Annotated in this window: 21 protein-coding genes and 1 pseudogene; 9 read left to right on the top strand and 13 right to left on the bottom strand. The window is 71.9% G+C overall.

The window, feature by feature from the left end; genetic code table 11:
- Positions 1-85: 85 nt before the first annotated feature.
- A complete protein-coding gene (locus ABZ818_RS03715) occupies positions 86-1,774 on the top strand; it encodes a carbohydrate binding domain-containing protein (protein WP_361410232.1) in 1,689 nt (562 codons plus the stop codon).
- Positions 1,775-2,049: 275 nt separating this feature from the next.
- On the opposite strand, the gene ABZ818_RS03710 is transcribed toward ABZ818_RS03715, so the two are convergent.
- The gene (locus tag ABZ818_RS03710; protein WP_361410230.1) at positions 2,050-3,387 is read right to left on the bottom strand and encodes a 6-phospho-beta-glucosidase; all 1,338 of its coding nucleotides are present in this window, start codon (positions 3,385-3,387) and stop codon (positions 2,050-2,052) included.
- Between the two features lie 262 nt (positions 3,388-3,649).
- Between ABZ818_RS03710 and ABZ818_RS03705 the strand changes: the two genes are divergently transcribed.
- The 5 genes from ABZ818_RS03705 (at position 3,650) to gnd (ending at position 9,241) form a co-directional block, all read left to right on the top strand.
- Positions 3,650-5,062, top strand: a complete 1,413-nt coding sequence (locus ABZ818_RS03705; protein ID WP_361410227.1) for a glycoside hydrolase family 16 protein — start codon at positions 3,650-3,652, stop codon at positions 5,060-5,062.
- Positions 5,063-5,291: 229 nt separating this feature from the next.
- Entirely contained in the window at positions 5,292-5,441 is a 150-nt protein-coding gene (locus ABZ818_RS03700; protein ID WP_361410224.1) for a hypothetical protein, read from the top strand.
- Between the two features lie 113 nt (positions 5,442-5,554).
- On the top strand, positions 5,555-7,381 hold the full coding sequence (gene zwf, locus ABZ818_RS03695) for a glucose-6-phosphate dehydrogenase (protein WP_361410221.1): 1,827 nt from the start codon (positions 5,555-5,557) through the stop codon (positions 7,379-7,381).
- Entirely contained in the window at positions 7,378-8,304 is a 927-nt protein-coding gene (gene opcA, locus ABZ818_RS03690) for a glucose-6-phosphate dehydrogenase assembly protein OpcA (protein ID WP_361410218.1), read from the top strand. The genes zwf and opcA overlap by 4 nt, the downstream gene beginning before the upstream one ends.
- Before the next feature lie 37 nt (positions 8,305-8,341).
- Entirely contained in the window at positions 8,342-9,241 is a 900-nt protein-coding gene (gene gnd / locus ABZ818_RS03685) for a phosphogluconate dehydrogenase (NAD(+)-dependent, decarboxylating) (RefSeq protein WP_361410493.1), read from the top strand.
- A gap of 95 nt (positions 9,242-9,336) precedes the next feature.
- Here the strand turns inward: gnd and ABZ818_RS03680 are convergent, their stop codons facing one another.
- Positions 9,337-9,927 (bottom strand): TetR/AcrR family transcriptional regulator, encoded by a 591-nt coding sequence (locus ABZ818_RS03680; protein WP_361410215.1) that lies wholly within the window; start codon positions 9,925-9,927, stop codon positions 9,337-9,339.
- 111 nt (positions 9,928-10,038) lie between these two features.
- Between ABZ818_RS03680 and ABZ818_RS03675 the strand changes: the two genes are divergently transcribed.
- On the top strand, positions 10,039-10,968 hold the full coding sequence (locus tag ABZ818_RS03675; protein WP_361410212.1) for an NAD(P)-dependent oxidoreductase: 930 nt from the start codon (positions 10,039-10,041) through the stop codon (positions 10,966-10,968).
- Here ABZ818_RS03675 and ABZ818_RS03670 read toward each other — a convergent pair.
- Both ABZ818_RS03670 and ribA read right to left on the bottom strand, forming a co-directional pair.
- The gene (locus ABZ818_RS03670) at positions 10,935-11,396 is read right to left on the bottom strand and encodes a PPOX class F420-dependent oxidoreductase (protein ID WP_361410209.1); all 462 of its coding nucleotides are present in this window, start codon (positions 11,394-11,396) and stop codon (positions 10,935-10,937) included. The two genes, ABZ818_RS03675 and ABZ818_RS03670, sit on opposite strands and share 34 nt — an antisense overlap.
- A 194-nt stretch (positions 11,397-11,590) precedes the next feature.
- Positions 11,591-12,250, bottom strand: coding sequence for a GTP cyclohydrolase II (gene ribA / locus ABZ818_RS03665; RefSeq protein WP_361410206.1), 660 nt, complete (start codon positions 12,248-12,250; stop codon positions 11,591-11,593).
- A 38-nt stretch (positions 12,251-12,288) separates the two neighbouring features.
- Between ribA and ABZ818_RS03660 the strand changes: the two are divergent.
- Positions 12,289-13,038: pseudogene (locus ABZ818_RS03660) on the top strand (creatininase family protein); the annotation flags it as partial.
- On the opposite strand, the gene ABZ818_RS03655 reads toward ABZ818_RS03660, so the two are convergent.
- The 5 genes from ABZ818_RS03655 to ABZ818_RS03635 form a co-directional block, all read right to left on the bottom strand.
- Entirely contained in the window at positions 12,921-14,291 is a 1,371-nt protein-coding gene (locus tag ABZ818_RS03655; protein ID WP_361410203.1) for a lysylphosphatidylglycerol synthase transmembrane domain-containing protein, read from the bottom strand. The pseudogene ABZ818_RS03660 and the gene ABZ818_RS03655 sit on opposite strands and share 118 nt — an antisense overlap.
- Positions 14,288-15,253 carry a methyltransferase domain-containing protein gene (locus ABZ818_RS03650; protein WP_361410490.1) on the bottom strand — a complete coding sequence of 322 codons (966 nt, stop codon included), beginning with the start codon at positions 15,251-15,253 and terminating at the stop codon, positions 14,288-14,290. Before ABZ818_RS03650 ends, ABZ818_RS03655 begins: the two co-directional genes overlap by 4 nt.
- Before the next feature lie 161 nt (positions 15,254-15,414).
- Positions 15,415-16,599 carry a glycosyltransferase family 4 protein gene (locus tag ABZ818_RS03645; protein WP_361410200.1) on the bottom strand — a complete coding sequence of 395 codons (1,185 nt, stop codon included), beginning with the start codon at positions 16,597-16,599 and terminating at the stop codon, positions 15,415-15,417.
- The gene (locus ABZ818_RS03640) at positions 16,596-16,994 is read right to left on the bottom strand and encodes a 6-carboxytetrahydropterin synthase (protein ID WP_361410197.1); all 399 of its coding nucleotides are present in this window, start codon (positions 16,992-16,994) and stop codon (positions 16,596-16,598) included. The genes ABZ818_RS03645 and ABZ818_RS03640 overlap by 4 nt, the downstream gene beginning before the upstream one ends.
- A 152-nt stretch (positions 16,995-17,146) precedes the next feature.
- Entirely contained in the window at positions 17,147-18,127 is a 981-nt protein-coding gene (locus ABZ818_RS03635) for a zinc-binding alcohol dehydrogenase (protein ID WP_361410194.1), read from the bottom strand.
- Positions 18,128-18,237: 110 nt separating this feature from the next.
- Between ABZ818_RS03635 and ABZ818_RS03630 the strand changes: the two genes are divergently transcribed.
- Positions 18,238-19,032, top strand: coding sequence for a CDP-alcohol phosphatidyltransferase family protein (locus tag ABZ818_RS03630; RefSeq protein ID WP_361410191.1), 795 nt, complete (start codon positions 18,238-18,240; stop codon positions 19,030-19,032).
- 154 nt (positions 19,033-19,186) lie between these two features.
- Here the strand turns inward: ABZ818_RS03630 and ABZ818_RS03625 are convergent, their stop codons facing one another.
- From ABZ818_RS03625 to ABZ818_RS03610, 4 genes are read right to left on the bottom strand one after another with little or no spacing between them, the layout of a single operon-like run.
- Positions 19,187-20,551 carry a GH1 family beta-glucosidase gene (locus ABZ818_RS03625; RefSeq protein ID WP_361410188.1) on the bottom strand — a complete coding sequence of 455 codons (1,365 nt, stop codon included), beginning with the start codon at positions 20,549-20,551 and terminating at the stop codon, positions 19,187-19,189.
- A 32-nt stretch (positions 20,552-20,583) separates the two neighbouring features.
- Positions 20,584-21,471, bottom strand: coding sequence for a carbohydrate ABC transporter permease (locus ABZ818_RS03620; protein WP_361410185.1), 888 nt, complete (start codon positions 21,469-21,471; stop codon positions 20,584-20,586).
- Positions 21,464-22,459: a sugar ABC transporter permease gene (locus tag ABZ818_RS03615; protein ID WP_361410182.1), complete on the bottom strand. Its 996-nt coding sequence runs from the start codon at positions 22,457-22,459 to the stop codon at positions 21,464-21,466. The genes ABZ818_RS03620 and ABZ818_RS03615 overlap by 8 nt, the downstream gene beginning before the upstream one ends.
- A gap of 14 nt (positions 22,460-22,473) precedes the next feature.
- Positions 22,474-23,790, bottom strand: coding sequence for a sugar ABC transporter substrate-binding protein (locus ABZ818_RS03610; protein ID WP_361410179.1), 1,317 nt, complete (start codon positions 23,788-23,790; stop codon positions 22,474-22,476).
- Between the last annotated feature and the right edge of the window lie 6 nt (positions 23,791-23,796).

The following is a 23,796-nucleotide window of genomic DNA, read 5'->3' as shown; positions in this document are numbered from 1 at the left end:
GGTTGCGCACCTCCTGCACGGCCCGCCCTGCACCTCTCTGCACCTCTGTGCCTCCCGAACACCCCCATATCTTCAGGGAGATAGCGTGCGCGACACACTGAGACGTCCCGGACGTCGGCTCCTCGCCCTGCTCGGCTCCGCGGCCCTGGCGCTCGCCGGAGCCATCGCCCTGCCGGGCACGGCCCACGCGGCCAACATCCTGAACAACCCCGGCTTCGAGTCGGGCGGCCTCTCCCCCTGGACCTGCACCGGCAACCTCGGTTCGGTGGTCTCCTCCCCCGTGCACGGCGGCTCCAAGGCCCTCGCCGGCGCGGTGACGTCGAGCGACAACGCCCAGTGCAGCCAGACCGTCCCGGTCCAGCCGAACACGACGTACAAGCTGAGCGGCTGGGTGCGCGGCTCCTACGTCTATCTCGGCGTCGGCGGCGGCGCCTCGACCTGGACCTCGTCCCCGTCGGCGTACAGCCAGTTGTCGGTCTCCTTCACCACCGGCGCCGGCCAGACCAGCGCCACCGTCTACGTCCACGGCTGGTACGCGCAGGGCACCTACTACGCCGACGACATCAGCCTGGACGGCCCCGGCGGTGGTGGCGGCGGCGACACCCAGGCGCCGACCGCGCCGACGGGCCTGACCTCCACCGGCAAGACGTCCTCCAGCGTGTCGCTGAAGTGGAACGCCGCCACGGACAACGTCGGCGTCACGGCGTACGACGTCTACAGCGGCGCCGGCCAGGTGCTGAGCGTCTCCGGTACGTCCGCCACGGTGAGCGGCCTGTCGCCGAGCACCTCCTACACCTTCACGGTCAAGGCGCGCGACGCCGCCGGGAACGTCTCCGGCGCCTCCAACTCCGTCACGGTCACCACCGACGCGGGCAGCGGCGGCGGTGGCGGCGGCTTCAAGCAGGCGGCTCCGTACCTGTACGAGGGCTGGGGCAGCCCGCCGAGCGCGACCTCGGTGATGAGCGCGACCGGCATCAAGTGGTTCACGATGGCGTTCGTGCTCGACTCGGGCGGCTGCACCCCGTCCTGGGACAGCCGGCGGCCGCTGACCGGCGGCGTCGACCAGACCGCCATCAACCAGATCCGCTCGGCGGGCGGTGACGTCGTCCCCTCGTTCGGCGGCTGGAGCGGCAGCAAGCTCGGGGCGAACTGCTCCTCCGCGAGCGCGCTCGCCGGGGCGATCCAGAAGGTGATCAACGCCTACGGCCTGAAGGCGGTCGACATGGACGTCGAGAATTCGGACGAGTTCGAGAACGAGGCCGTGCAGGCCAGGATCCTCACCGCGCTCAAGACGGTCAAGGCCAACAACCCCGGTCTCAAGACGATCGTCACCTTCGGCACCTCGACGACCGGCCCGACCTACTACGGCAACCGGCTCATCGAGCAGGCCAAGTCGCTGAACGCGGACATCGACGTCTTCACCATCATGCCGTTCGACTTCGGCGGCGGCGCGAACATGTACGGCAACACCGTGAACGCGGCCGAGGGCCTGAAGGCCAAGCTGAAGTCGACCTTCGGCTGGGACGACGCCACCGCCTACTCCCACATCGGCATCTCCGGCATGAACGGCCTGTCCGACCAGCAGGAGAACACGACCCCGGCGATCTGGACGCAGGTACGGGACTGGGCCAACGGCCACCACATCGCACGGCTCGCCTTCTGGTCGGTCAACCGCGACCGGCCCTGCCCGGGCGGCGGCGTGGCGGAGAACTGCTCCGGCATCAGCCAGAACAACTGGCAGTTCACCTCGATTACGGCGGGCTTCACCGGCTGAGTCCACAACCAGCCGCGCACCGCACACCGTTGACGTCCCCCCGGGTCCCCGGACCTGGGGGGACGCCCTCTTCGAGCTTCTTCCGGGACCGCTCCCGGGACTTCGTCCGCAACTTCTTCCGGATTTTTTCCGCCGGGGGTGTATCAGGGCCCGGACCAGCGACTCTCAAGGGTGGGGGAACGGGGAAGACGGGGGACGTGGTCGGGGGACCACGGGGGACGGGGGATCGGGGCGGTCGGTCGCCGTACGGGGGAGCGACCGGCCGCCCCGGCGGGCTACCTGAGATATGCCAGGCCGGGATGGACGGCGAGGTAGCCGTCGACGAGCCGGCGGGCGACGTTCACGGAGTCGACCAGCGGGTGCAGCGCGAAGGCCTTCACGGCCGTCGCGCGGGAGCCGGACCCCGCCGCGGCGAGCACCTCCCGCTCGACCGCCTTGACCGCGCAGACCAGCCCGGTCGCGTGCCCGGGCAGCGGGTCGACCGAGACCGGATGGGCGCCGTTGGCGTCGACCAGGCAGGGCACCTCGACGACGGCCTCGTCGTCCAGCGCCGAAAGGGTGTCCCGGTTGCGGACGTTGAGGATCAGCGTGGTGCGCTCGTCGCGGGCGATGGCCCGCATCAGGGCGAGGGCGACCTTCTCGTAGCCGCCGGAGAGGTCGTCGGCCTCCCGCTCCCCTGCCCCCGCCGCCTCACGGTTCTCCGCCATGTAGGTGGCCTCGCGCTCGGCGCGGGTGCGGTTCCAGGCCGGGAGGGCGGCGGCCTGCGGATCCCGCAACTCCTCGTAGAACCGGGCCTGCTGGTCGCGCAGGAAGGCGCCGCGGGTCTTCCCGGGCCCCTGGTGGGCCTGTACGGCCTCGCGGTTGAAGTAGTAGTAGTGCAGGTACTCGTTGGGGATCGCGCCCAGCGACCGGAGCCATTCGGCGCCGAAGAGCCTGCCCTCCTCGAAGGAGCCGAGCAGTTCGGGGTCGGCGAGCAGGCGCGGGAGTTCGTCGCGGCCGTTCACTCGCAGTCCGCGCACCCAGCCGAGGTGGTTGAGGCCGGCGTAGTCGATCCACGCCCGCCCGGGGTCCGCGCCCAGCACCCGGGCGATGCGCCGGCCGAGGCCGACCGGCGAGTCGCAGATGCCGATCACCCGGTCGCCGAGGTGGCGGGACATGGCCTCGGTGACCAGTCCGGCCGGGTTGGTGAAGTTGATGACCCAGGCGTCGGGTGCCAGCCGGGCCACCCGCCGGGCGATCCCGACGGCGACGGGCACCGTGCGCAGTCCGTAGGCGATGCCGCCCGCGCCCACCGTCTCCTGGCCGAGCACGCCCTCGACGAGCGCCACCCGCTCATCGTCCGCGCGCCCCTCCAGGCCGCCGACGCGGATGGCGGAGAACACGAAGTCGGCGCCGCGCAGGGCCTCGTCCAGGTCGGTGGTGGCCCGCACCACCGGCGCGTCCGGTGCGCCGGCGGCCTGTTCGGTCAGCACCCTGGTGACCGCGGACAGCCGTCCGGCGTCCAGGTCGTGCAGGACGACCTCGGTGACCCGGCCCTCGGCACGGTCGGCGAGCAGTGCCCCGTACACCAGCGGCACGCGGAATCCGCCGCCGCCCAGAATCGTCAGCCTCACGCCTGCACCCTACGTCCACGTCCGCCTCCGCGCCGGGGGCCGGTGACGCGGGCCAGGGGCACGTCGGGCGTCCCTTCTGTTGTGGTGAAGCCTTGAAGTCCCGTTCTGTGCACGGACTTTCTCTGTTTCAACTCTTGACGGTGGCGGAGCCCGGGGGCACATTGGCCGCGCACCCACGATTGAGAGCGCTCTCACGACCTCCCCGTACGTGTTCGAGCAAGGCATCCGAGCACCCCCACTCCGTACCCGAGAGGCACCCCCCATGAGTGAACCCCCCGTCGCACCCGCCGGTACGCGCCGCGGACGTTCCGTGCGGCACGCGCTCGTCGCCGCCCTCGGCACACTCGGCCTGGCGGCGGCCGCCGCCACCGCCGGGACCCTGCCCGCGAACGCCTCCGCCCCCACACCCCCGCCGGGCTGGACACAGGTCTTCCTCGACGACTTCAACGGCCCGGCCGGTACCGGCGTCAACACCTCCAACTGGCAGTACGACACCGGCACTTCCTACCCCGGCGGCGCCGCCAACTGGGGTACCGGCGAGGTCGAGACGATGACCTCCAGCACCAGCAACGTCTCCCTGGACGGCAGCGGCAACCTGCTCATCACCCCACGCCGGGACGCCTCCGGCAACTGGACCTCGGGCCGTATCGAGACCAAGCGCACCGACTTCCAGCCCCCGTCCGGCGGCAAACTGCGCGTGCAGGCCCGTATCCAGATGCCCAACGTCACCGGCGCCGCGGCCAAGGGGTACTGGCCCGCCTTCTGGACGTTGGGCGCGCCCTTCCGCGGCAACTACTGGAACTGGCCCGGGGTCGGCGAGCTGGACATCATGGAGAACGTCCAGGGCCTCAACACCAACTGGGCGACCATGCACTGCGGCACCAACCCGGACGGGCCGTGCAAGGAGACGACAGGCATCGGCGGTTCGACGTCGTGCACCGGCACCACCTGCCAGGCCGGCTTCCACACCTACGCGATGGAGTGGGACAGGTCGGCCGGCCCCGAGGAGATCCGCTTCTACCTCGACGACGTCAACTTCCACACCGTCCGGGCCAACCAGGTGGACGCGACGACCTGGGCCAACGCCACCAACCACGGGTACTTCGTCATCCTGAACGTCGCGATGGGCGGCGGCTTCCCCGGCGCCTTCGGCGGCGGCCCTGACGGCGGCACCGAGCCCGGCCACCCGATGACCGTGGACTACGTGCAGGTGCTCCAGTCCTCCGGCGGTGGGAGCGGTACCACGCCTCCCCCGTCCGGCAACCGGGACGCCTACAGCCCCATCCAGGCCGAGTCCTACGACAGCCAGAGCGGCGTCGTCACCGAGTCGACCACCGACACCGGCGGCGGCCAGAACATCGGCTCCGTCGCGAACGGTGACTGGGCCCTCTACAAGGGCGTGAACTTCGGCTCCACCGCGGCCCGGCAGTTCTACGCGCGGGTGGCCAGCGGCGCCGCGAGCGGGGTCAGCGGACTGGTCGAGGTGCGCCTGGACAGCCGCGGCAACGCCCCCATCGGCAGCTTCGCGCTGGCCAACACGGGAGGCTGGCAGTCCTGGAGGACGGTCCCGGCGAACATCAGCCCGGTGACCGGTACCCACGACGTGTACCTCACCTTCAGCAGCGGCCAGCCGGCGGACTTCGTGAACGTCAACTGGTTCGACTTCGGTCACTGACCGGCACGCGTCTCCGGGCACCGGGGCTCCACGCACGCGCGTGGGGCCCCGGTGCCGTGTCGTGACCCGTGTCGTGTCGTGACCCGTGTCGTGGCCGCTGCCGTGCCTTGCTGTCGGCGACGTGCGTCGCGTTTCGCCTGTCGCGTTTCGCCTGTCGCGTTTCGCCTGTCGCCTGTCGCCTGTCGCCTGTCGCGTGCATGACCCGAACGCGGCATGGAAGTCGCTCACCGTGATCGAAGCAGCCATGACCGCGGCAGTCGTGACCGCGGCAACCCCGGGGTACCTGTCCGGCGCGGGCGCCTCCACCCTGGCGGGTCCGCCGATCGAGGTGAAGGATCCGCCATACGAGGACACCCTGTATTACGAGGACACCCTGTAGACGGACGAGCCGGTCGCACCCGGCACGGTGATCACCACACCGGAGGCCACGCCGCAAGGCGACCTGCCGGGCGCGGTGGCCAGGTCCCTCGACAGCAAGGGAGTTGACGCGGAATGAGCAAGAAGCCCACCGAGGTGGCGACGCAGGCCTCCCGGGCGACCGATACCGGGCCCCCGGCCGCCGCGGCCGCCCGCGGCCGGGCGCCGACCGCGGCCACGAAGCCCACGGCCCCGGACCCCGGTCCCGGTCCCGACCTCACGGGCGGCCAGGCCCCGGCGACCACGCACACCCAGACGCCGGAGTCGCGATCCGCACCGCCCGACCGCAAGGCCCCCACCGGGGCCACAGCCTCCCGCAGCAAGGAAGACCAGGCACCGCACGCGGGTGCCGATGTCCGGGTGCCGGTGGCGCCGACCGCCGATTGGGTGAATCCGCTGCGTGATCCCCGGGACCGGCGGCTGCCGCGCATCGCGGGGCCGTCCGGACTCGTGATCTTCGGCGTCACCGGGGACCTGTCACGCAAGAAGCTGATGCCCGCCGTGTACGACCTGGCCAACCGCGGGCTGCTGCCGCCGGGCTTCTCCCTGGTCGGCTTCGCCCGGCGGGACTGGGAGGACCAGGACTTCGCGCAGGTGGTGCACGACGCGGTGCGGGAGCACGCGCGTACGCCGTTCCGCGAGGAGGTCTGGCAGCAGCTCTCCGAGGGCATGCGGTTCGTCCCCGGCGACTTCGACGACGACACGGCGTTCAAGCACCTGCGCGCGGCGGTGGAGAACCTGGACTCCTCGCGCGGCACGGGCGGCAACTTCGCCTTCTACCTCTCCGTACCGCCGAGGTTCTTCCCCAAGGTCGTGCAGCAGCTGAAGAAGCACGGCCTGGCGGAGGGCCCGGAGGGCTCCTGGCGGCGAGCGGTCATCGAAAAGCCGTTCGGTCACGACCTGGCCAGCGCCCGGGAGCTGAACCGGATCGTGCACGAGGTGTTCGACCCGGAGCAGGTCTTCCGCATCGACCACTACCTGGGCAAGGAGACCGTCCAGAACATCCTGGCGCTGCGTTTCGCCAACCAGATGTACGAGCCGGTCTGGAACCGCTCCTACGTCGATCATGTGCAGATCACCATGGCCGAGGACATCGGCATCGGCGGCCGGGCCGGCTACTACGACGGCATCGGCGCCGCCCGCGACGTACTCCAGAACCACCTGCTGCAACTGATGGCGCTCACCGCGATGGAGGAACCCATCGCCTTCGACGCCGAGGCGCTGCTCACCGAGAAACTGAAGGTGCTGAAGTCGGTGCGGCTGCCCGAGGACCTGGGCGTACACACTGTGCGCGCCCAGTACGCGACGGGCTGGCAGGGCGGCAGGCAGGTCGCCGGCTACCTCCAGGAGGAGGGCATCAACGCGCGGTCGAAGACCGACACGTACGCGGCGCTGCGCCTGGAGATCGACAACCGCCGCTGGGCCGGTGTCCCGTTCTACCTGCGTACCGGCAAGCGCCTGGGCCGCCGGGTCACCGAGATCGCGGTGGTCTTCCAGCGGGCCCCGCACTCCCCCTTCGACACCACCGCCACCGAGGAACTGGGCGAGAACGCGATCGTGATCCGCGTCCAGCCGGACGAGGGCATGACGGTCCGCTTCGGCTCGAAGGTGCCCGGCACCTCCATGGAGATCCGGGACGTGACGATGGACTTCGCCTACGGCGAGTCCTTCACGGAGTCCAGCCCGGAGGCCTACGAACGCCTCATCCTGGACGTGCTGCTCGGCGACGCCAACCTGTTCCCCCGCACCCAGGAAGTGGAAGAGTCCTGGAGGATCCTCGACCCGGTGGAGGCGTACTGGGACGACCACGGCAGGCCGGCGCAGTACCCGTCGGGCACGTGGGGTCCGCCCGAAGCCGACGAGATGCTCGCACGAGACGGACGGAGCTGGCGCAGGCCATGAAGATCGACCTCACCGACACCACAGCGGGAGACATCAACAAGGCGCTGGTGCGGGGCCGCCGCGCCATCGGCACACCCGCCGTGGGCATGGTCCTGACGATGGTCATCGTCACGGACGAGGAGAACGCCTACGACTCGCTGAGGGCCGCCGAGGAGGCCTCTCACGAGCACCCCTCGCGCACCCTGCTCGTCATCAAGCGGCACTCCCGTACGCTGCGGGACCGCACGCACTCCCGGCTGGACGCGGAGGTGCGGGTCGGCTCCGAGGCCGGCACGGGCGAGACGGTCGTGCTGCGCACCTACGGCGAGGTGTCCGACCACGCCGACTCGGTGGTGCTGCCGCTGCTGCTGCCGGACGCGCCGGTCGTCGTCTGGTGGCCGGTGGACGCGCCCGAGAACCCCTCGAAGGATCCGCTGGGCAGGCTGGCGCAGCGCAGGATCACCGACCTGTACGCCTTCGAGCGCCCGCTGGAGATCCTCCAGACGCGTGCGCGCAACTACGCCCCCGGCGACACGGACCTCGCCTGGACCCGGCTCACCCTCTGGCGCTCGATGCTGGCCGCGGCCCTGGACCAGGCCCGGATGCGGGTGACCTCGGCGGCCGTGGAGGCCGAGGCGGACAACCCGAGCGCGGAGCTGCTGGCCCGCTGGCTGGAGGCCCGGCTGGACGTGCGCACGGACCGCGTGGTCTCCGGCGGCCCGGTCGTCACGGCCGTACGGCTGGGCACCGACAACGGCGAGGTCGTCATCGACCGCCCCGAGGGTCCGCTGGCCACGCTGACCCTGCCGGGCCAGCCGCCGCGCACCCTCGCGCTGAAGGTCCGCCCCCTCTCCGAACTCATCGCCGAGGAGCTGCGCCGCCTCGACGCCGACGAGATGTACGCCGTCGCCCTGCGCGGCGAGGGCGCCAAGGAGACCGTCTGAATGTCCGACATCCAGGAAGTGAACTGACATGGCATCGATGCAGATGGGTCTCGTCGGCCTCGGCAAGATGGGCGGCAACATGCGGGAACGCCTCCGCAACGCCGGCCTCACCGTGGTGGGCTACGACCGCGATCCGGACCTCTCCGACGTGGACAACCTGGTCGATCTCGTGGACCGGCTCGAGGCACCGCGCACGGTCTGGGTGATGGTGCCTGCCGGTGCCGCCACCCAGGGTGTCATCGACCAGTTGGCGACCCTGCTCAAACCCGGCGACATCGTCGTCGACGGCGGCAACTCCCGATGGACGGACGACGAGAAGCACGCCAAACAGCTGCGCGCGCGGGACATCGGCTTCGTCGACGCGGGCGTCTCCGGGGGCGTGTGGGGCCTGAAGAACGGCTACGCGCTGATGGTCGGCGGCGACGAGGAGCACGTCCGGTGGCTGGAGCCGATCTTCGACGCGCTCAAGCCACAGGGCCCGTACGGCTTCGTCCACGCGGGCAAGGTGGGCGCGGGGCACTTCGCGAAGATGGTCCACAACGGCATCGAGTACGCGATGATGCAGGCCTACGCCGAAGGCTGGGAGCTGCTGGAGAAGGTCGACTCGGTCACCGACGTGCGCGAGGTGTTCCGCTCCTGGACACAGGGCACCGTCATCCGCTCCTGGCTGCTGGACCTCGCCGTCGACGCCCTGGACGACGACGAGCACCTGGAGAAGCTGCGCGGCTACGCGGAGGACTCCGGCGAGGGCCGCTGGACGGTGGAGGCGGCCATCGACAACGCCGTGCCGATGCCGGCCATCACCTCCGCCCTGTTCGCGCGGTTCGCCTCCCGGCAGGAGGACTCCCCGCAGATGAAGATGGTCGCGGCGCTGCGCAACCAGTTCGGCGGCCACGCGGTGGAGGCGGCGCCGGAGGAACAGACGAAGAAGGACTGACGCTCGGGGCGCCCCGCGCCGCCAGGCGTACGAGTGCGATGGGGGGCGTGCCGCCGTGCGTGCCGGTCGGGGCGCGTTCGGGCGTCGGGAGGTGGTCAGTGGGGTGTGGCTGCGTCCAGGAGGGGGCTCAGTTCGCGGGCCACGGTTTCCAGGGGACGTACGCCTCCTTCGGCGCGGGCCATGATGATCGCCCCTTCCAGGGAGCTGATCATCAGCGTGGCCAGCGGCTCGGCCCGCTCGGCCGGTACGCCCATACCCGTCAGTGCCTCCGCGACCGGCGCCCGCCAGGCCGTGAACGCGGCGGCCGCCGCCTCCCGGGTGGACGCGTGGGCCGAGGCGCAGTCCACCGTCGCCGCGGCGACCGGGCAGCCCGAGAGGGATCCGGCCGTCTCGTACTCGTCGGTCCACTGCCGGACCATGGCGGCGAACAGCCCGCCCGGCGTCGGCTCGGCCAGGCCCGCCACGAAGCGGGCGACGCGCCGGCCCGCGTACCGGCCGGCCCAGGCCACCGCCTCGTTGACCAGCTGCTCCTTGCCGCCCGGGAAGTAGTGCTGGAGGGATCCGCGGGGCGCGTCCGCGTGGGCGGCCACCTCCCGCATCCCGGTCGCGCCCACGCCGTCGCGCCGGATGAGCTGGGCCGCGCTGAAGACCATCCGCTCGCGAGGTCCCCGCTCGGTACCCGTCATCGTCGGCCTCCCGGCTCCGTACACGTCTCCCGCCCCACCCTATGACCGCCGTCATGAGCGCGGCTACCATGACCGCTGTCATAACACAGCCCCGACCTCAGGGCGGTCCTCGTGAACGTCGGCTTCATCGGTCTCGGAGTCATGGGGCAGCCCATGGCGCTCCGGCTGGCCCGCTCCGGCACTCCCCTCACCGTGTGGAACCGCACGGCCTCCCGTACCGCTCCCCTGCGCGCGGCCGGCGCCGAGGTGTCGGCGGACCCCGGCGGGGTGTTCGCCCGGTCGGAGGTGGTGCTGCTGATGCTGGCGGACGACGCCGCCACCGACGCGACCCTCGGCCGGGGCGGGCCGGACTTCGCCGCGCGTGTCGCGGGGCGGGTGGTCGTCCACATGGGCACCACCTCGCCCGCCTACTCACGCGCGCTGGAGGCCGACGTACGGGCGTCGGGCGGGAGCTACGTCGAGGCGCCCGTCTCCGGCTCCCGCGTCCCGGCGGAGAACGGCCACCTGGTGGCGATGCTGGCCGGTGACGAGCGAGCGGTGCGGACCGTACGCCCGCTGCTCGCTCCCCTGTGCCGGGAGACGTTCGTGTGCGGCCCCGCGCCGGGCGCGCTGCTGACGAAGCTGTCGGTGAACCTCTTCCTGATCACGCTGGTGACCGGGCTCACCGAGGCGTTCCACTTCGCCGAACGGCAGGGGCTCGACCCGCGGCTGTTCCTCGACGTCCTGGACGCGGGCCCGATGGCCAGCCCGGTCTCCCGGATGAAGGCGCCCAAGCTGCTGTCCGGGGACTTCGACGTCCAGGCGGCCGCCCTCGACGTGCTGAAGAACAACCGGCTGATCGCCGAGGCGGCACGCGCGTCCGGCACCGCCTCCCCGCTCCTCGACGTGTGCCACGCCCTGTTCGAGGAGACGGTGTCGCTCGGCCACGGCGGCCAGGACATGGTGGCGGTCCTGCGGGCGATCGAGAGCCGGACCCGCACGGGCGTCGCCCCTGAACAGGGCGTGCCTCACCCGCCGGCGGCGCGCTTGGGGATGCCGTAGGCCCGTTCCACCCGCAGGCGGAGCACCAGGCGGCGCTCGCGGACCATGGCGGCGCGGTAGTCGTCCCAGTCGGGGTGCTCGCCGAGGACGTCCCGGTAGAGGCGGACCAGTTCCTCGACGGTCTCGTCGTACGGGTCCGTGGCGACCGGTGACAGGTCCGCGGTGCCCTCGGCGACCGTGTAGGCCCACCGGTCCGGGCTGCTGACGTGGTACGACGCTCGCGGGTCCCGGCGCAGATTGCGGGTCTTGGCGCGGTCGTCGGTGATCGAGACGCGGACGACCCGCTCGTCCGGGTCGTAGGCGTGAGCGACGTTCGACAACTGGGGCCGGCCGTCCCGCTTGAGGGTGACCAGCACCCCGCCGCGGCTTTCGGAGAGCAGCGCGAGCAGGGCTTCCTGCACGGCGTCGTACGGCGTGTCCTGAGTCATATCCCGGTCAACCAGGGGGGCCGAGCCGCGCATTCCCCAGTGGTCGCTCCCCCGCCCGCGGGGCTCCTGCCGTAGAGGGCGGGAGCGGGGGATCCCGGCGGTCGCCCGCCGGGTTTCCCGCTTCGTCGCCGGCTGCCCGGCCGGGAGTGGCCCGGCCCGGGTCCGGCCGCCGGTGCGGCCCTGGTCCGCCCGGCTCAGGACAGGTGCGCCACCGCGTCCAGATGGGGCAGGTGGTGGTCGAGCCGCTCCCGCTTGGTCCGCAGGTAGGTGATGTTGTTCTCGCACGGCGGGATCAGCAGCGGGACCTGCTCGGCTACTTGGATGCCGTGCCGCACCAACGCCTCACGCTTGCGCGGGTTGTTGGACATCAGACGCACCGAGCGCACGCCCAGGTCGTGCAGCATCCTGGCGGCGACACCGTAGTCGCGGGCGTCGACCGGCAGGCCTAGCGCCAGGTTGGCCTCGACCGTGTCCAGGCCCTCCGCCTGAAGGGCCATCGCCCGCAGCTTGGCGAGCAGCCCGATGCCCCGGCCCTCGTGACCTCGCAAGTAGACGACGATGCCGCTGCCTTCGGCGACGACGGCGCTCAGCGCGGCGGCGAGTTGGTCGCCGCACTCGCAGTGCTGGGAGCCGAAGGCGTCCCCGGTCAGGCACTCCGAGTGCAGCCGGACCAGGACCCGGTCGATGCCGATGCCGCCGTGCACCAGTGCGACTTGTTCGTCACCGCGGTCGTGGTCCAGGTAGCCGACCGCCTGGAATGTGCCGTACGCGGTGGGCAGCGCGGCATTCACGACGCGCTCCACGCCCGTGCGCCGGGTCGACTTCTTGCCGAGTACGCCGAGGTCTTCTGTCATGATCTGATTCCTAAGCAGAGACGAAAGGCCGGAAAACAATGAGGGGTTCGGGAACGCGGCCGACGGCACATGGTCTGTTGCCGGCGGACACCACGCAAGACGTACGGACGCGGGGGGCGGACCTCTCACGGCAGGTGGCGGTCCTGCCGGTGGGCAGTTTCGAACAGCACGGCCCGTTCCTCCCGTTGGCGACCGACACGCTGGTCGCCTGTGCCATCGCCCGCCGGATGGCCGACGCGTACCCGGTGCACCTCCTTCCACCGGTGACGATCTCCTGCTCGCACGAGCACGCCGCCTGGCCGGGAACCGTCAGCATCTCTTCCGTGACCCTTCATGCGGTGGTGCGGGACATCGCGGACTCACTGCGCCGCTCCGGCGTCGAGGCCCTGGTGGTCGTCAACGGTCACGGCGGCAACTACGTGCTGGGCAACGTCGTTCAGGAGGCCTCCGCGCGCGGTGAGCGCCTCGCGCTGTTCCCCGCCGCGGAGGACTGGCAGACGGCCCTCGAGGCGGCCGGGGTGCGCACCTCGCCGCTCACCGACATGCACGCGGGGGAAATCGAGACCTCCATTCTTCTGCACGCCCATCCGGAAATGGTCCGGGCCGGTTACGAGTCAGCCGATTTCGTCGCGGACGACCGGCGGCATCTGCTCACCGCCGGAATGTCCGCCTATACCGAATCGGGCGTCATCGGCCGCCCTTCCCTGGGTTCCGCGGAAAAGGGCGAGGAACTGCTGAACAGCCTGGCGGATTCCTTCGGTCCGTATTTCTCGCTGCTCACGTCCGAGGGCTTGGAGTTGCCGGGGAGCGGGCGCGGATAGTCCCCGTCGAAGGCGCGGCCGGGTTCCGGGGCCGGTTCGGTGGGACGGGACCCGGCGCGCATCCCGGTGTACCAGCGGGCGACGAGGACGAGCGCGCCCGGCAGGCCGGCCACGAAGCTCAGCACCCCGTACACCACGGCCACGGCCACTCCGGTGCTCGCGCCGAGTCCGGCGGCGCCGAACGCCCAGGCCGCGACGCCCTCGCGGGGCCCGAACCCGCCCACGTTCAGCGGCAGTCCCATCGCGACCAGCGCGAGGACGGCCAGGGGCAGCAGGACGAGCACCGGGGCGGCAGGGCCGGCGACGTGCGCGGCGACCACGAACATCCCGATGTGCCCGGCCAGGACGACGGCCGAGGACAGCGCGACGCCCGGCCCGTTGCGGCGGGACAGCAGCCCCTCCCGGGCCTCGGCGAGGGCGCGGCACAGGGCCCGCCCCCGGCGCGAGGGCGCGCGGTTCATGCGCAGGGCGAGGACGATGGCGAACGCGCCGGCGGCGGCGAAGGCGAGCAGGGCCGCGAGGTGCCGCGTTTGGTCGCGCACGGGGGACGGCAGGGTGAGCAGGACCGCCGCGCCGGTGACGGCGAGCGCGATCTGCCCGGCGACCCGTTCGAGAACCACGGCCCGCACGCCGCGCCCCAGATCGCCGGCGCTCTGCCCGTGCCGCACCGCCCGGTGCACGTCGCCCAGGACGCCGCCGGGCAGCGCAGCGTTCAGGAACAGCGCACGGTAGTAGTCGGCCACCGCCTGGCCGAGCGGCAGCCGGATGCGCAGGCCGCGGGCCACCAACTGCCAGCGCCAGGCGCTGAACACGGTGGTGACCAGCCCGATGCCCAGCGCCAGGAGGAGGGTCGGCGTGTCGATCCGCCGCAGCCCGTCCAGGAAGACGCCGGTGCCCAGCCGCCACAACAGGACGGCGAGGATGGCGACACCGATGACGGTGCCGAAGTGGGTTCGCACAGCACGGGTGTTGAGGCGGGAGAGCGCCGCGAGAAGGGTACGACCGCGGAGGGCACCGCCTGATGTGCCGCGGGGACGGGGCACGTTGGGCGCGCCGGACACGTTGGGCGCGTCGGTCCCGTCAGGTGCACCGGCCCCGCCGGGTACGCCGGTCCCGTCAGGTGCGCCCAGCGCGTCGGGGGCGCCGGGGGCGCCGGACGCGTCGTGCTCCCCCGCCTCCCGGTCGCGTACGCGAGGTGCGTCCACCGTCTGCGCGCTCATGCGGCACGATCCGTCGGCCGGGACAGCGCCAGCAGGTCGTTGTGGTGCACGACGACCCGCAACTCCCCCGCCGCGCAGGCCTCCAGGCGGTCGGCGAGGTAGCGGTCGGCGCGCGGCTTCAGCTCGGGACGCTGTTCGACGGCCGCGCCGACCCAGCCGCGCAGCCACTGGGCGGTCAGTTCGCGCTGGTCGGGGCCGAGCCGCCAGGCACTCGGGTGCAGCCGTACGGTGGCGCCGTGCGCGGCGAAGGCCTCGCGGGCCGCGTCGACCGCGTCGGGACCGAGCAGCCCGGTGCGCCGCTGGTGGGCGTTGAACGCCTCGGTGATCTCGGCGTCCAGCCGGTCGGCCGGGGTCAGTTCGACCCGGCCGGCCACCGAGAGGGTCAGCAGCGCCGGGCAGCCCGCTCCGGCGCAGGCCGCGGCGAGGGTGTCGATCTCCTCGCGGGTCAGGACGTCCAGCAGCGCGGAGGCCGTGACCAGGGACGCGCCGGACACGGCGTCCGGGGTGAGCCGGGCCACGTCGCCGCGCCGCGTCTCGACGGTGATCCGGCTGCCGTCGGCGGCCGCGCGCGGGGAGGCCACGGCCGCGAAGTGCAGCAGGTAGGGGTCGCGGTCGTGCAGGACCCAGTGCTGGGCGCCGTCCAGCCGGGAGGCGAGCCAGCGGCCCATCGAGCCGGTGCCGCATCCCAGGTCGTGCACGACGAGCCCGCCGTGCCGGCTCGGCAGGTTGACCAGCCGGATCCGCAGCGGATCGAGCAGTTCCGTCGCCCGCGCGGCGGCGTCCGCCGCCTCCCGGAGCTGCAGCCACTCGGGCGCGTACCGAGGCGGCTCCTCCTGCGCGTCCTCCCGAAGCCTTACGGTGGCCCGCTCCCCGGGCCGCTGCGCGGGCCCGGCCCCCGGAATCACTGCCGGGGTCTCGGTGTACTGAGCCGCCTGCGGGGAGAACGCGCCGGTTTCCGCCATGGCCGAGGGGTCCTTTCCTGCGAGCCGCGCCGTCTCGGCGGCCGACCGCCCCACCGCGCCCGAAGCGGGGCCGTTGGCGGGGCCGGACCGCTCCCGCGGCCCCGGCCGGGACGGGATGGCGTCGGTGGGCCGGGCGGCCTCCGTGGACGTATCCGGCGTGGTCATGCCGCCCTCCTGGGTTCCTTCGGCAGCCGGCCGAGCACGCCGGCCAGGCTGCGGGCGGTGTTGGCCCAGCCGTCGAGGGCGGCGCGCCGGCCGCGGGCGGCGGACTTCAGCCGGCGCCGGACGTCGGCCTCGCCGAACCAGCCGCGCAACTCGGCGGCGAGGGCCGCGGGGTCCTCCGGCGGTACGAGGATGCCGGGCACCCCGCCGTCGGGGGCGCGGCCGACCGCCTCGCCCACCCCGCCGACGTCGGTCGCGAGCACCGGCACGCCCCGGGCGAGGGCCTCGGTGACCGCCATGCCGTACGTCTCCGCATAGGAGGCGAGGACCATCAGGTCGGCGGCGGCGTAGCTGGCGTCGAGCTCGGCTCCGGCCCGCGGTCCGACCAGGTGGAAACGGTCCTGCAGGCCGTGCTCCGCGATCAGGCCGCGCAACCGGTCGACGTAGGCGGGGTCCTGGGTGAGCGCACCGACGCAGGTGCAGCTCCATGGTAGGTCGGTGACCCCGGCCAGCGCCTCCACCAGCCGGTGCTGCCCCTTGCGCGGGGTGACCGAGGCGACGCACAGCAGCCGGGAGACCCCGTCGGTGCCGGGCGCGAGGGGCGCGATGTCGGCGCCGGGGGTGGCGGCGTGGACCCGGTCGGGGGCGAGGCCGTGGTGGGAGACGAGGCGGCGCACCGCCCAGTCGCTGGTGGCGACGACGGCGGACACCGCGCGCAGCACCTGGCGTTCCCCGGCGTCCAGTTCCGCCGCCACGGCCGGATCGAGTCCCGTCTCGTCGCCGAGCGGCAGGTGGACGAGGACGGCCAGGCGCAGCCGCTCGGCCTCGGGCACGACGGTCTCGGGCACGCCGCAGGCGACCAGCCCGTCGAGGAGGACGACCACGCCGTCCGGCAACTCCCGCAGGACGCGGGTGAGTTCGTCACGGGCCCGGGCGTCGGGCCGGGGCCAGGAACCGTCCACGGGATGCGCCCTGACCTGCCAGCCGAAGCCGGGCAGGTCCAGGCTCACGCGGCGGTCGTAGGCGTTGCCGCCGCTCGGGGTGGCCGGGTCGTCGACACCGCCCGGCAGGACGAAGTGCACGGTGCGCAGGGACATGGGGATGATCCCGACGTTCTCCGAGCCGGCGCGCTGCGCGGGCAGGTAGGCCAGGGGCGAGGGGCGGTGGACGGTCGTGTCGGTCACAGCGCACGCTCGTAACTCGCCCAGGCGACGTGCGACTCGTGGAGTGTGACGGTGAGGCCGGCCAGGCCCTTGGCCCCCTCGCCCAGGGCGCCCTTGTGGATCCGTTCGGCGAGCCGGTCGGCGATGACCTTGGCCAGGAACTCCGTGGAGGTGTTGACGCCGGCGAAGTCGGGCTCGTGGTCGAGGTTGCGGTAGTTCAGCTCTCCCACCACGGCGCCCAGTTCCTGCGTGGCCAGTCCGATGTCGACGACGATGTTGTCGTCGTCCAGCTGCTCGCGCCGGAAAGTGGCGTCCACGAGGAACGTGGCGCCGTGCAGACGCTGCGCGGGCCCGAAGACCTCGCCGCGGAAGCTGTGGGCGATCATGATGTGATCGCGGACGGTGATGCTGAACAACGGACGACCCTCCAGGTGCGGCGCGTCTGGTCCCCCGGCCGGTGCCTGCCGGGGGATGCCGTGTAGTACGGCTCTTCGCTTCCCGTTGTTCAGCGCCCTCTCACTCTTTTCTCAAGGTCAGGCGCTCTTGTCGTCCCGGATCGGACGATCCGTCATGATCGGTCGCCGTACCTGACCCGGTGGCACAGCGCCGGGATCTCCCCGGAGGCGAGCCCCGGCATCACCTCCGGCAGTTCCTCGAACGCGCTCTCCCCGGTGACGAGGGCGTCCAGGGCCGGGTCGGCGAGCAGGTCGAGCGCGAGGGCCAGCCGGTCGGCGTAGGTGCGGCTGGAGCGGGCCGGAGAGACGGTGCCGACCTGGCTGCCGCGGATGACCAGCCGGCGGGAGTGGAAGGCCTCGCCGAGCGGGAGGGCGACGCGCCGGTCGCCGTACCAGCTCAGTTCGAGGACGGTGCCCTCGGGGGTGAGCAGTTCCAGCGCGCGGGCAAGGCCCTGCTCGGTGGCGCTGGCGTGCACGACGAGGTCGCAGTCGCCGAGCGCGTCCTCGGGCAGCGCGAAGCCCACGCCGAGCGCCTCGGCGATCTCGGCGCGGGCCGGGTCCGCGTCCACCAGCTGGACGCGCACGCCGGGGAACCGGGCCAGCAGGGCGGCCACCGAGCAGCCGACCATGCCGCCCCCGACCACGGCGATACGGTCGCCGACCAGGGGCGCGGCGTCCCACAGTGCGTTCACGGCGGTCTCGACGGTGCCCGCGAGCACCGCCCGCCCGGCCGGCACGTTCTCCGGCACAGGGGTCACCGCGCTCGCCGGGACGACGTAGCGGCTCTGGTGCGGATGGAGGCAGAAGACCGTACGCCCGGTCAGCTCCCGCGGACCCTCCTCCACCACCCCCACACTGAGGTAGCCGTACTTCACCGGGCCCGGGAAGTCGCCCTCCTGGAACGGCGCCCGCATGGCCTCGTACTGGCTCTCGGGCACCTGGCCGCGGAACACGAGCGACTCGGTTCCGCGGCTGACCCCTGAGTACAGCGCGCGGACGACCACCTCGCCCGGACCGGGTTCCGGAAGGTCCGTCCGGCGTATCTCGCCGTGCCCCGGCGAGGTCAGCCAGAAGGCGCGCGCGGAGCGGTTCATCGAGAATCCTCCTGAACGATCGGGAAGTTGTTCACGTACCGAGAAGTGCACAGGCCGCGCACAACGTACGCGGCGTTGATCGACTCTGTCACTCGGCCGGAGGATGTTCGGTGGCCCTGAACAACACGTACGACGCACGGCTTGTCCAGCAGGAGACCGCGGTGGGAGCGGGCGCGCAGATCCTGTTGCTGGCCCTGCTCGGCCCGGCGATCGGCATGGGTCCCGCGGGCTGGGTGACCGGCCTGGTCTTCGCGGTCGCCACCTGGGCGGTGCTCTCCCGGGCGCTGCACCGGTCGCGGCTGCGTTCCTTCGGCCCGGCCAACCGGGTGACCCTGGGCCGGGCCGTTCTCGTCGGTGGGGTGACAGCGCTGGTCGCGGACTCCTTCGAGAGCGCGCCGCCGGTGTCGCTGCTGGTCGCGCTGACGACGGTGGCCCTGATCCTGGACGGCGTCGACGGCAAGGTGGCCCGCCGCACGGGTACCTCCACGGCGCTCGGCGCCCGCTTCGACATGGAGGTGGACGCGTTCCTGATCCTGGTGCTCAGCGTGTACGTCTCGACGATGCTCGGCCCGTGGGTGCTGCTGATCGGCGGTATGCGGTACGTCTTCGTCGCCGCCGCCCGCGTACTGCCCTGGCTGAACGCGCCCCTGCCGCCGAGCACCGCCCGCAAGACGGTCGCCGCGCTCCAGGGCGTCTGCCTGCTGCTCGCCGGCGCGGACCTGCTGCCCCTGCCGGCCACCGCCGGTGTGGTGCTGCTGGCGCTGGGACTGCTGGTGTGGTCGTTCGGACGGGACGTGCTGTGGCTGTGGCGGACGTCGCGGGTGCGGGGCGCCGCCGCCAGGACCGGCGGGGTGCTGCGGGCCGCCCCGGTCGAGGAGGTACTGGAGCCGGCGCGGGCCGCGTGACGCCCGCACCACGCCGACGGGCCCGGATCACGGGGGATGTGATCCGGGCCCGTACCGCGTGTGAAGGGCGCGGCGCGTGCGGACTGTGGAGCGCCGGTGCCGGGCCGCCGCGCCCCTGCCGAGGGACCGCGCCCGTCCGCCCGCGGGGCCGGGCTCAGGCGGCCCCGCGCCTCAGCTCCCCGTGCGCGCGCACGATGTCCGCGTACCGGTGGCCGCTGCCCTTGATGGTGCGGGCCTGGGTGGCGTAGTCGACGTGGACGAGGCCGAAGCGCTTGGCGTAGCCGTACGCCCACTCGAAGTTGTCCAGCAGCGACCAGGCGAAGTAGCCGGCCAGCGGGGCGCCCTTGCGGGCGGCGGAGGCGCAGGCGGCCAGGTGCCCCACGAGATAGTCCTGGCGCTCGGGGTCGTCGACCGTGCCGTCGGGGGCCACGGTGTCGGGGAAGGCGGAGCCGTTCTCGGTGACGTAGAGCTTCCGGGCGCCGTACTCGTGGGTGAGGCGCAGCAGCAGCGTCTCGATGCCGGACGCGTCGATCTCCCAGTCCATGCCGGTGCGGGGCACGTCCGGGCGGCGTACGGAGCGGGCGTGGGGCACCGGGCCTGCGGGGTCGTCGGCCACCGTCGCCGGGAAGTAGTAGTTGAGGCCGAGCCAGTCCAGCGGGGCGGCGATGATGTCGAGGTCGCAGGGGCGTTCGGGGAGGTCGACGCCGTAGACCTCGCGCATGTCGGCGGGGAAGCCGCGGCCGTGGACGGGGTCCAGCCACCAGCGGTTGACGTGGCCGTCGTGGCGGCGGGCGGCGGCCTCGTCCTCGGGACTGTCGCTTGCCGGGAAGACGGTGGAGAGGTTGTTGACGATGCCGACCTCGGCGCCGGACGTCGCGGCGCGGATCGCCTGGGCGGCCAGGCCATGGCCCAGGAGCAGGTGGTAGGAGGCGCGGACCGCGGCGGTCAGGTCGGTCAGGCCGGGGGCCATCTTGCCCTCGAGGTGGCCGATCCAGGCGGAGCAGGACGGTTCGTTGAGGGTGGTCCAGTGGGACACCCGGTCGCCGAGGCGTTCGGCGACGAACGAGGTGTAGGTGGCGAAGTGCTCGGCGGTTTCGCGCTCGGGCCAGCCGCCGCGGTCCTGGAGGGCCTGGGGCAGGTCCCAGTGGTAGAGGGTGACGGAGGGGGTGATGCCCGCCGCCAGCAGTCCGTCGATCAACTCGTCGTAGAAGTCGAGACCCTTGGGGTTCACGAGGCCGTCGCCGTCCGGCATCACGCGCGGCCAGGCGATCGACAACCGGTAGGCGTTCAGGCCCAGTCGGCTCATCAGCGCGACGTCCTCGCGCCAGCGGTGGTAGTGGTCGCAGGCGGTGTCGCCGTGGTCGTCGTTGTCGATCTTGCCGGGGGTGTGGGAGAAGGTGTCCCAGATGGACGGCGAGCGGCCGTCCTCGGCGACGGCCCCCTCGATCTGGTACGCCGATGTGGCCGTGCCCCACCGGAAGTCGTGCGGGAGTGCGGCGAGGTCGATGGCGTCGGACACGGAAGTCCTTTCGAGACTTGGGGGGTTGGCGGTCACTTCACCGCTCCCGCGGTGAGCCCCGCGACGAGGTAGCGCTGAAGCAGCAGGAAGCCGGCGACCACGGGCACGCTGACGACGAGCGAGGCGGCCATGATCTGGTTCCAGTACACGTCGTACTGCGTGGAGTAGCCCTGGAGACCGACCGCGAGTGTGCGGGTGGTGTCGTTGGTCATGACGGACGCGAAGAGCACCTCGCCCCAGGCGGTCATGAAGGCGTACACGGCGACGGCGACGATGCCGGGGATCGCGGCCGGCACGACGACCCGGAACAGCGCGCCGAGCGGCCCGCAGCCGTCCACCAGAGCCGCCTCGTCCAGATCGCGCGGGACCGAGTCGAAGTACCCGATCAGCATCCAGATCGAGAACGGCAGCGAGAAGGTGAGGTACGTCAGGATGAGGCCGCCGCGCGAGCCGAACAGGGCGATGCCGGTGGCGTTGCCGATGTTGACGTAGAGCAGGAACAGCGGGAGGAGGAAGAGGATGCCCGGGAACATCTGCGTCGACAGGACGGTGACCGTGAAGACGCGCTTGCCGTGGAAGCTGTAGCGGCTGACGGCGTACGCGGAGAACACCGCGATCACCACCGAGCAGACCGTCGCCGCGCCCGCCACTATCAGCGAGTTGACGAAGTACCGGGCGAGCGGGACCGTCGACCAGATGTCGATGTAGGGGCGGAAGGTCAGACCGCTCGGCAGCCAGCGGAACTTGCCGGTGACGTCCGCGAGCGGCTTCAGCGAACTGGAGACCATCACGTAGACGGGCACCAGGACGAACCCGGTCAGCAGGGTGAGGAAGATCCGCCGGGTCCACAGGAAGGAGCGCGGCGGCGCCGTCGGAGACCGGTGGGCACCGGCCGTCGCGGGCCTGAGGGTGTCAGACATCGGCGGACCTCCGTCCGCGTGAGGTGAGCGCGAGGTAGCCGCCGGTGACGACCAGCAGGAAGAGCAGCAGCAGGACGGACATGGCGGACCCGGTGCCGAAGTTCCAGGTGACGAACGAGGCCTGGTAGATGTGGACCGAGATGAGGTCCGCGGCCTCGGGGGCGGCCTTGCCGAACAGCACGTACGGCGTGTTGAAGTCGTTGAACGTCCACAGGAACAGCACCAGGACCAGCACCTGGTTGACGGGGCGCAGGGACGGCAGGGTGATGCGGCGGATCTGCTGCCAGGTGCCGGCGCCGTCCAGCGCGGCGGCCTCGTACAGCTCGCGCGGGATGTTCTGGAGTCCGGCCATGACGATGAGGAAGGCGAACGGCCAGCCCTTCCACACCGATACCGTCAGCAGCGCGATGAAGCTGTTGTCTCCGATGAGCCAGAACGACGGCTTGTCGGTGAGGTGCAGCTGGTCGTGCAGCACGTGGTTCACCAGGCCGTTGTCGTGCTGGAACATGAACACCCAGGTGATGACGGCCGCGTAGACCGGCAGCGCGTACGGCACCAGGAACAGGGCGCGCAGCAGGCCGCGTCCGCGGAAGGTGTCCTGCATGCAGATCGCGGCCGCGGTGCCGATGAGCCAGCACAGTCCGACCGACAGCAGGGTGAAGGCGACGGTGACCAGGAAGGAGTGCAGCAGCGCCTCGCCTACGGGGGCGTTGAAGTCCACCGACATACGGTAGTTGTCGAGGCCGGACCAGGGGGCCGTGCCCCAGTCGCGGATGTAGAACTGGGTCAGCTCCTTGAAGCTCATCACGATGCCGATCACCATCGGCACCAGGTGGACCAGGAGTTCGAGCAGCAGGGCGGGCAGGAGCAGCAGGTACGGCAGCGAGACACGTCCGAGCCACCCGGGGCGGCGAGGTCCGCGCGCCGCCCCGGGTGACTTCACGGGTGCCGTCGTCCCGCCGGTGTGCGCGGGAGCGGTGGTCGTCATGTGGGTGTCCGCGCTCACTTCGCCGGCATCTGCTGCTGGGCCTTGAGCAGCTTGGCCTTCACCGACTCCGTGGTGATCGTGCGTCCGGCGGCGGCGTCGGCGAACAGTTCCTTGACGGCCGTGCCGACGGTCGTCTCGAACTGGGACTCGTCGGCGACCTGTGGCAGCGCGGCGGCGCTCGTGGCGAGGGTTTCCTTCAGGACGGCGTTGTCCGGGGTGTTGAAGGCGGCGTCCGCCTGGGCGGTCTTGACCGGCGGGATGGAGGTGTAGGCCGTGTTGAGGATCTTCTGCTCCTCGTCACTGGTCATGAACTTCACGAACTCCGTGGCGCCGTCGAGGTTGTGGGTGTTCTTGAAGACGGCCAGGTTGATTCCGGCGACCATCGAGTTGACCTGGTTGCCGGTGCCGGGGGTCCCGGACTGCACGGGGACCGGGGCGATGCCGTAGGCGTCCGCGCTCATGCCCTGGGACTTGAGGTTGGAGGAGGCGGACTGCCACAGCAGCATCGCTGTCCTGCCCTTGGCGAAGTCGCTGACCGACTGGTTCTGCGCGTACTCGGCGTTGCCCTGCGGGATGGCCTTGTCCTTGGCCATCAGGTCGACGTACTGCTTGACCGCGGCGACCGTGCCGTCGCTCGTGAAGTCGGGCTTGCCGTCGGCAGAGAAGAAGTCGGCGCCGTGCTGCTTGGCGAAGACGAACACGTGGTGGATGTTCTCCGAGACGTTGGCGCCCTCGGCGCCGAGGACCTGCTTGCCCTTGGCCTGGATCTTCTTGCCGTCGGCGACGAGTTCGTCCCAGGTGGCCGGGGGCTTGGAGATGCCCGCATCGGCGAAGATCTGCTTGTTGTAGTAGAGCGCGTACGCCATCGAGTACAGCGGTACGGCGGCCGGGTCCTGGCCCTGGGCGCCGGTCGAGCCGAGCGCGGAGTCGACGAAGCGGTCCTTGCCGCCGATCTTGTCGAAGTTCTTGGCGTCCCAGGGCAGCAGCCCCCCGGTGGCCTGGAGGGAGGCGCTCCAGGTGTTGCCGATGTTGAGGACGTCGGGGCCCTGGCCCGAGGTGGTCGCGGCGAGGATCCGGTTCAGCAGGTCCGACCAGGGCACGACCTCCAGCTTCACCTTGATGCCCGTCTGCTTCTGGAACTTGTCGAGTTCGGGCTGGAGGACCTTCTTGTCGATCTCGATGCTGGCGCCCTGGTTGGAGGCCCAGTACGTGAGCGTCTTCGGCGAGTCGTTGGACCCGCCGCCCGTCGACGAACCGCCTCCGCAGGCCGAGACGGCAAGGGCGAGAGACATGGTGACGGCGCCTACGGCCGCGGCTCGGATGCTGCGCATGGCTCC

It is taken from the genome of Streptomyces sp. NPDC047453, from assembly GCF_040643155.1.
GTDB lineage: Bacteria > Actinomycetota > Actinomycetes > Streptomycetales > Streptomycetaceae > Streptomyces.
Note: the sequence above shows the minus strand (reverse complement) of the source record. Positions and strands in the feature narration are given on the sequence as shown.

Bases quoted from the DNA above. Each gene is read 5' to 3' on its own strand.
- gnd (WP_361410493.1), top strand. From the start codon at position 8,342: ATGCAGATGGGTCTCGTCGGCCTCGGCAAGATGGGCGGCAACATGCGG.
- ABZ818_RS03615 (WP_361410182.1), bottom strand. From the start codon at position 22,459: ATGACGACCACCGCTCCCGCGCACACCGGCGGGACGACGGCACCCGTG.
- ABZ818_RS03670 (WP_361410209.1), bottom strand. From the start codon at position 11,396: ATGACTCAGGACACGCCGTACGACGCCGTGCAGGAAGCCCTGCTCGCG.
- ABZ818_RS03635 (WP_361410194.1), bottom strand. From the start codon at position 18,127: ATGAACCGCTCCGCGCGCGCCTTCTGGCTGACCTCGCCGGGGCACGGC.
- ABZ818_RS03610 (WP_361410179.1), bottom strand. From the start codon at position 23,790: ATGCGCAGCATCCGAGCCGCGGCCGTAGGCGCCGTCACCATGTCTCTC.
- ABZ818_RS03680 (WP_361410215.1), bottom strand. From the start codon at position 9,927: ATGACGGGTACCGAGCGGGGACCTCGCGAGCGGATGGTCTTCAGCGCG.
- opcA (WP_361410218.1), top strand. From the start codon at position 7,378: ATGAAGATCGACCTCACCGACACCACAGCGGGAGACATCAACAAGGCG.
- ABZ818_RS03620 (WP_361410185.1), bottom strand. From the start codon at position 21,471: ATGTCTGACACCCTCAGGCCCGCGACGGCCGGTGCCCACCGGTCTCCG.
- ribA (WP_361410206.1), bottom strand. From the start codon at position 12,250: ATGACAGAAGACCTCGGCGTACTCGGCAAGAAGTCGACCCGGCGCACG.
- ABZ818_RS03650 (WP_361410490.1), bottom strand. From the start codon at position 15,253: ATGGCGGAAACCGGCGCGTTCTCCCCGCAGGCGGCTCAGTACACCGAG.
- zwf (WP_361410221.1), top strand. From the start codon at position 5,555: ATGAGCAAGAAGCCCACCGAGGTGGCGACGCAGGCCTCCCGGGCGACC.
- ABZ818_RS03655 (WP_361410203.1), bottom strand. From the start codon at position 14,291: ATGAGCGCGCAGACGGTGGACGCACCTCGCGTACGCGACCGGGAGGCG.
- ABZ818_RS03705 (WP_361410227.1), top strand. From the start codon at position 3,650: ATGAGTGAACCCCCCGTCGCACCCGCCGGTACGCGCCGCGGACGTTCC.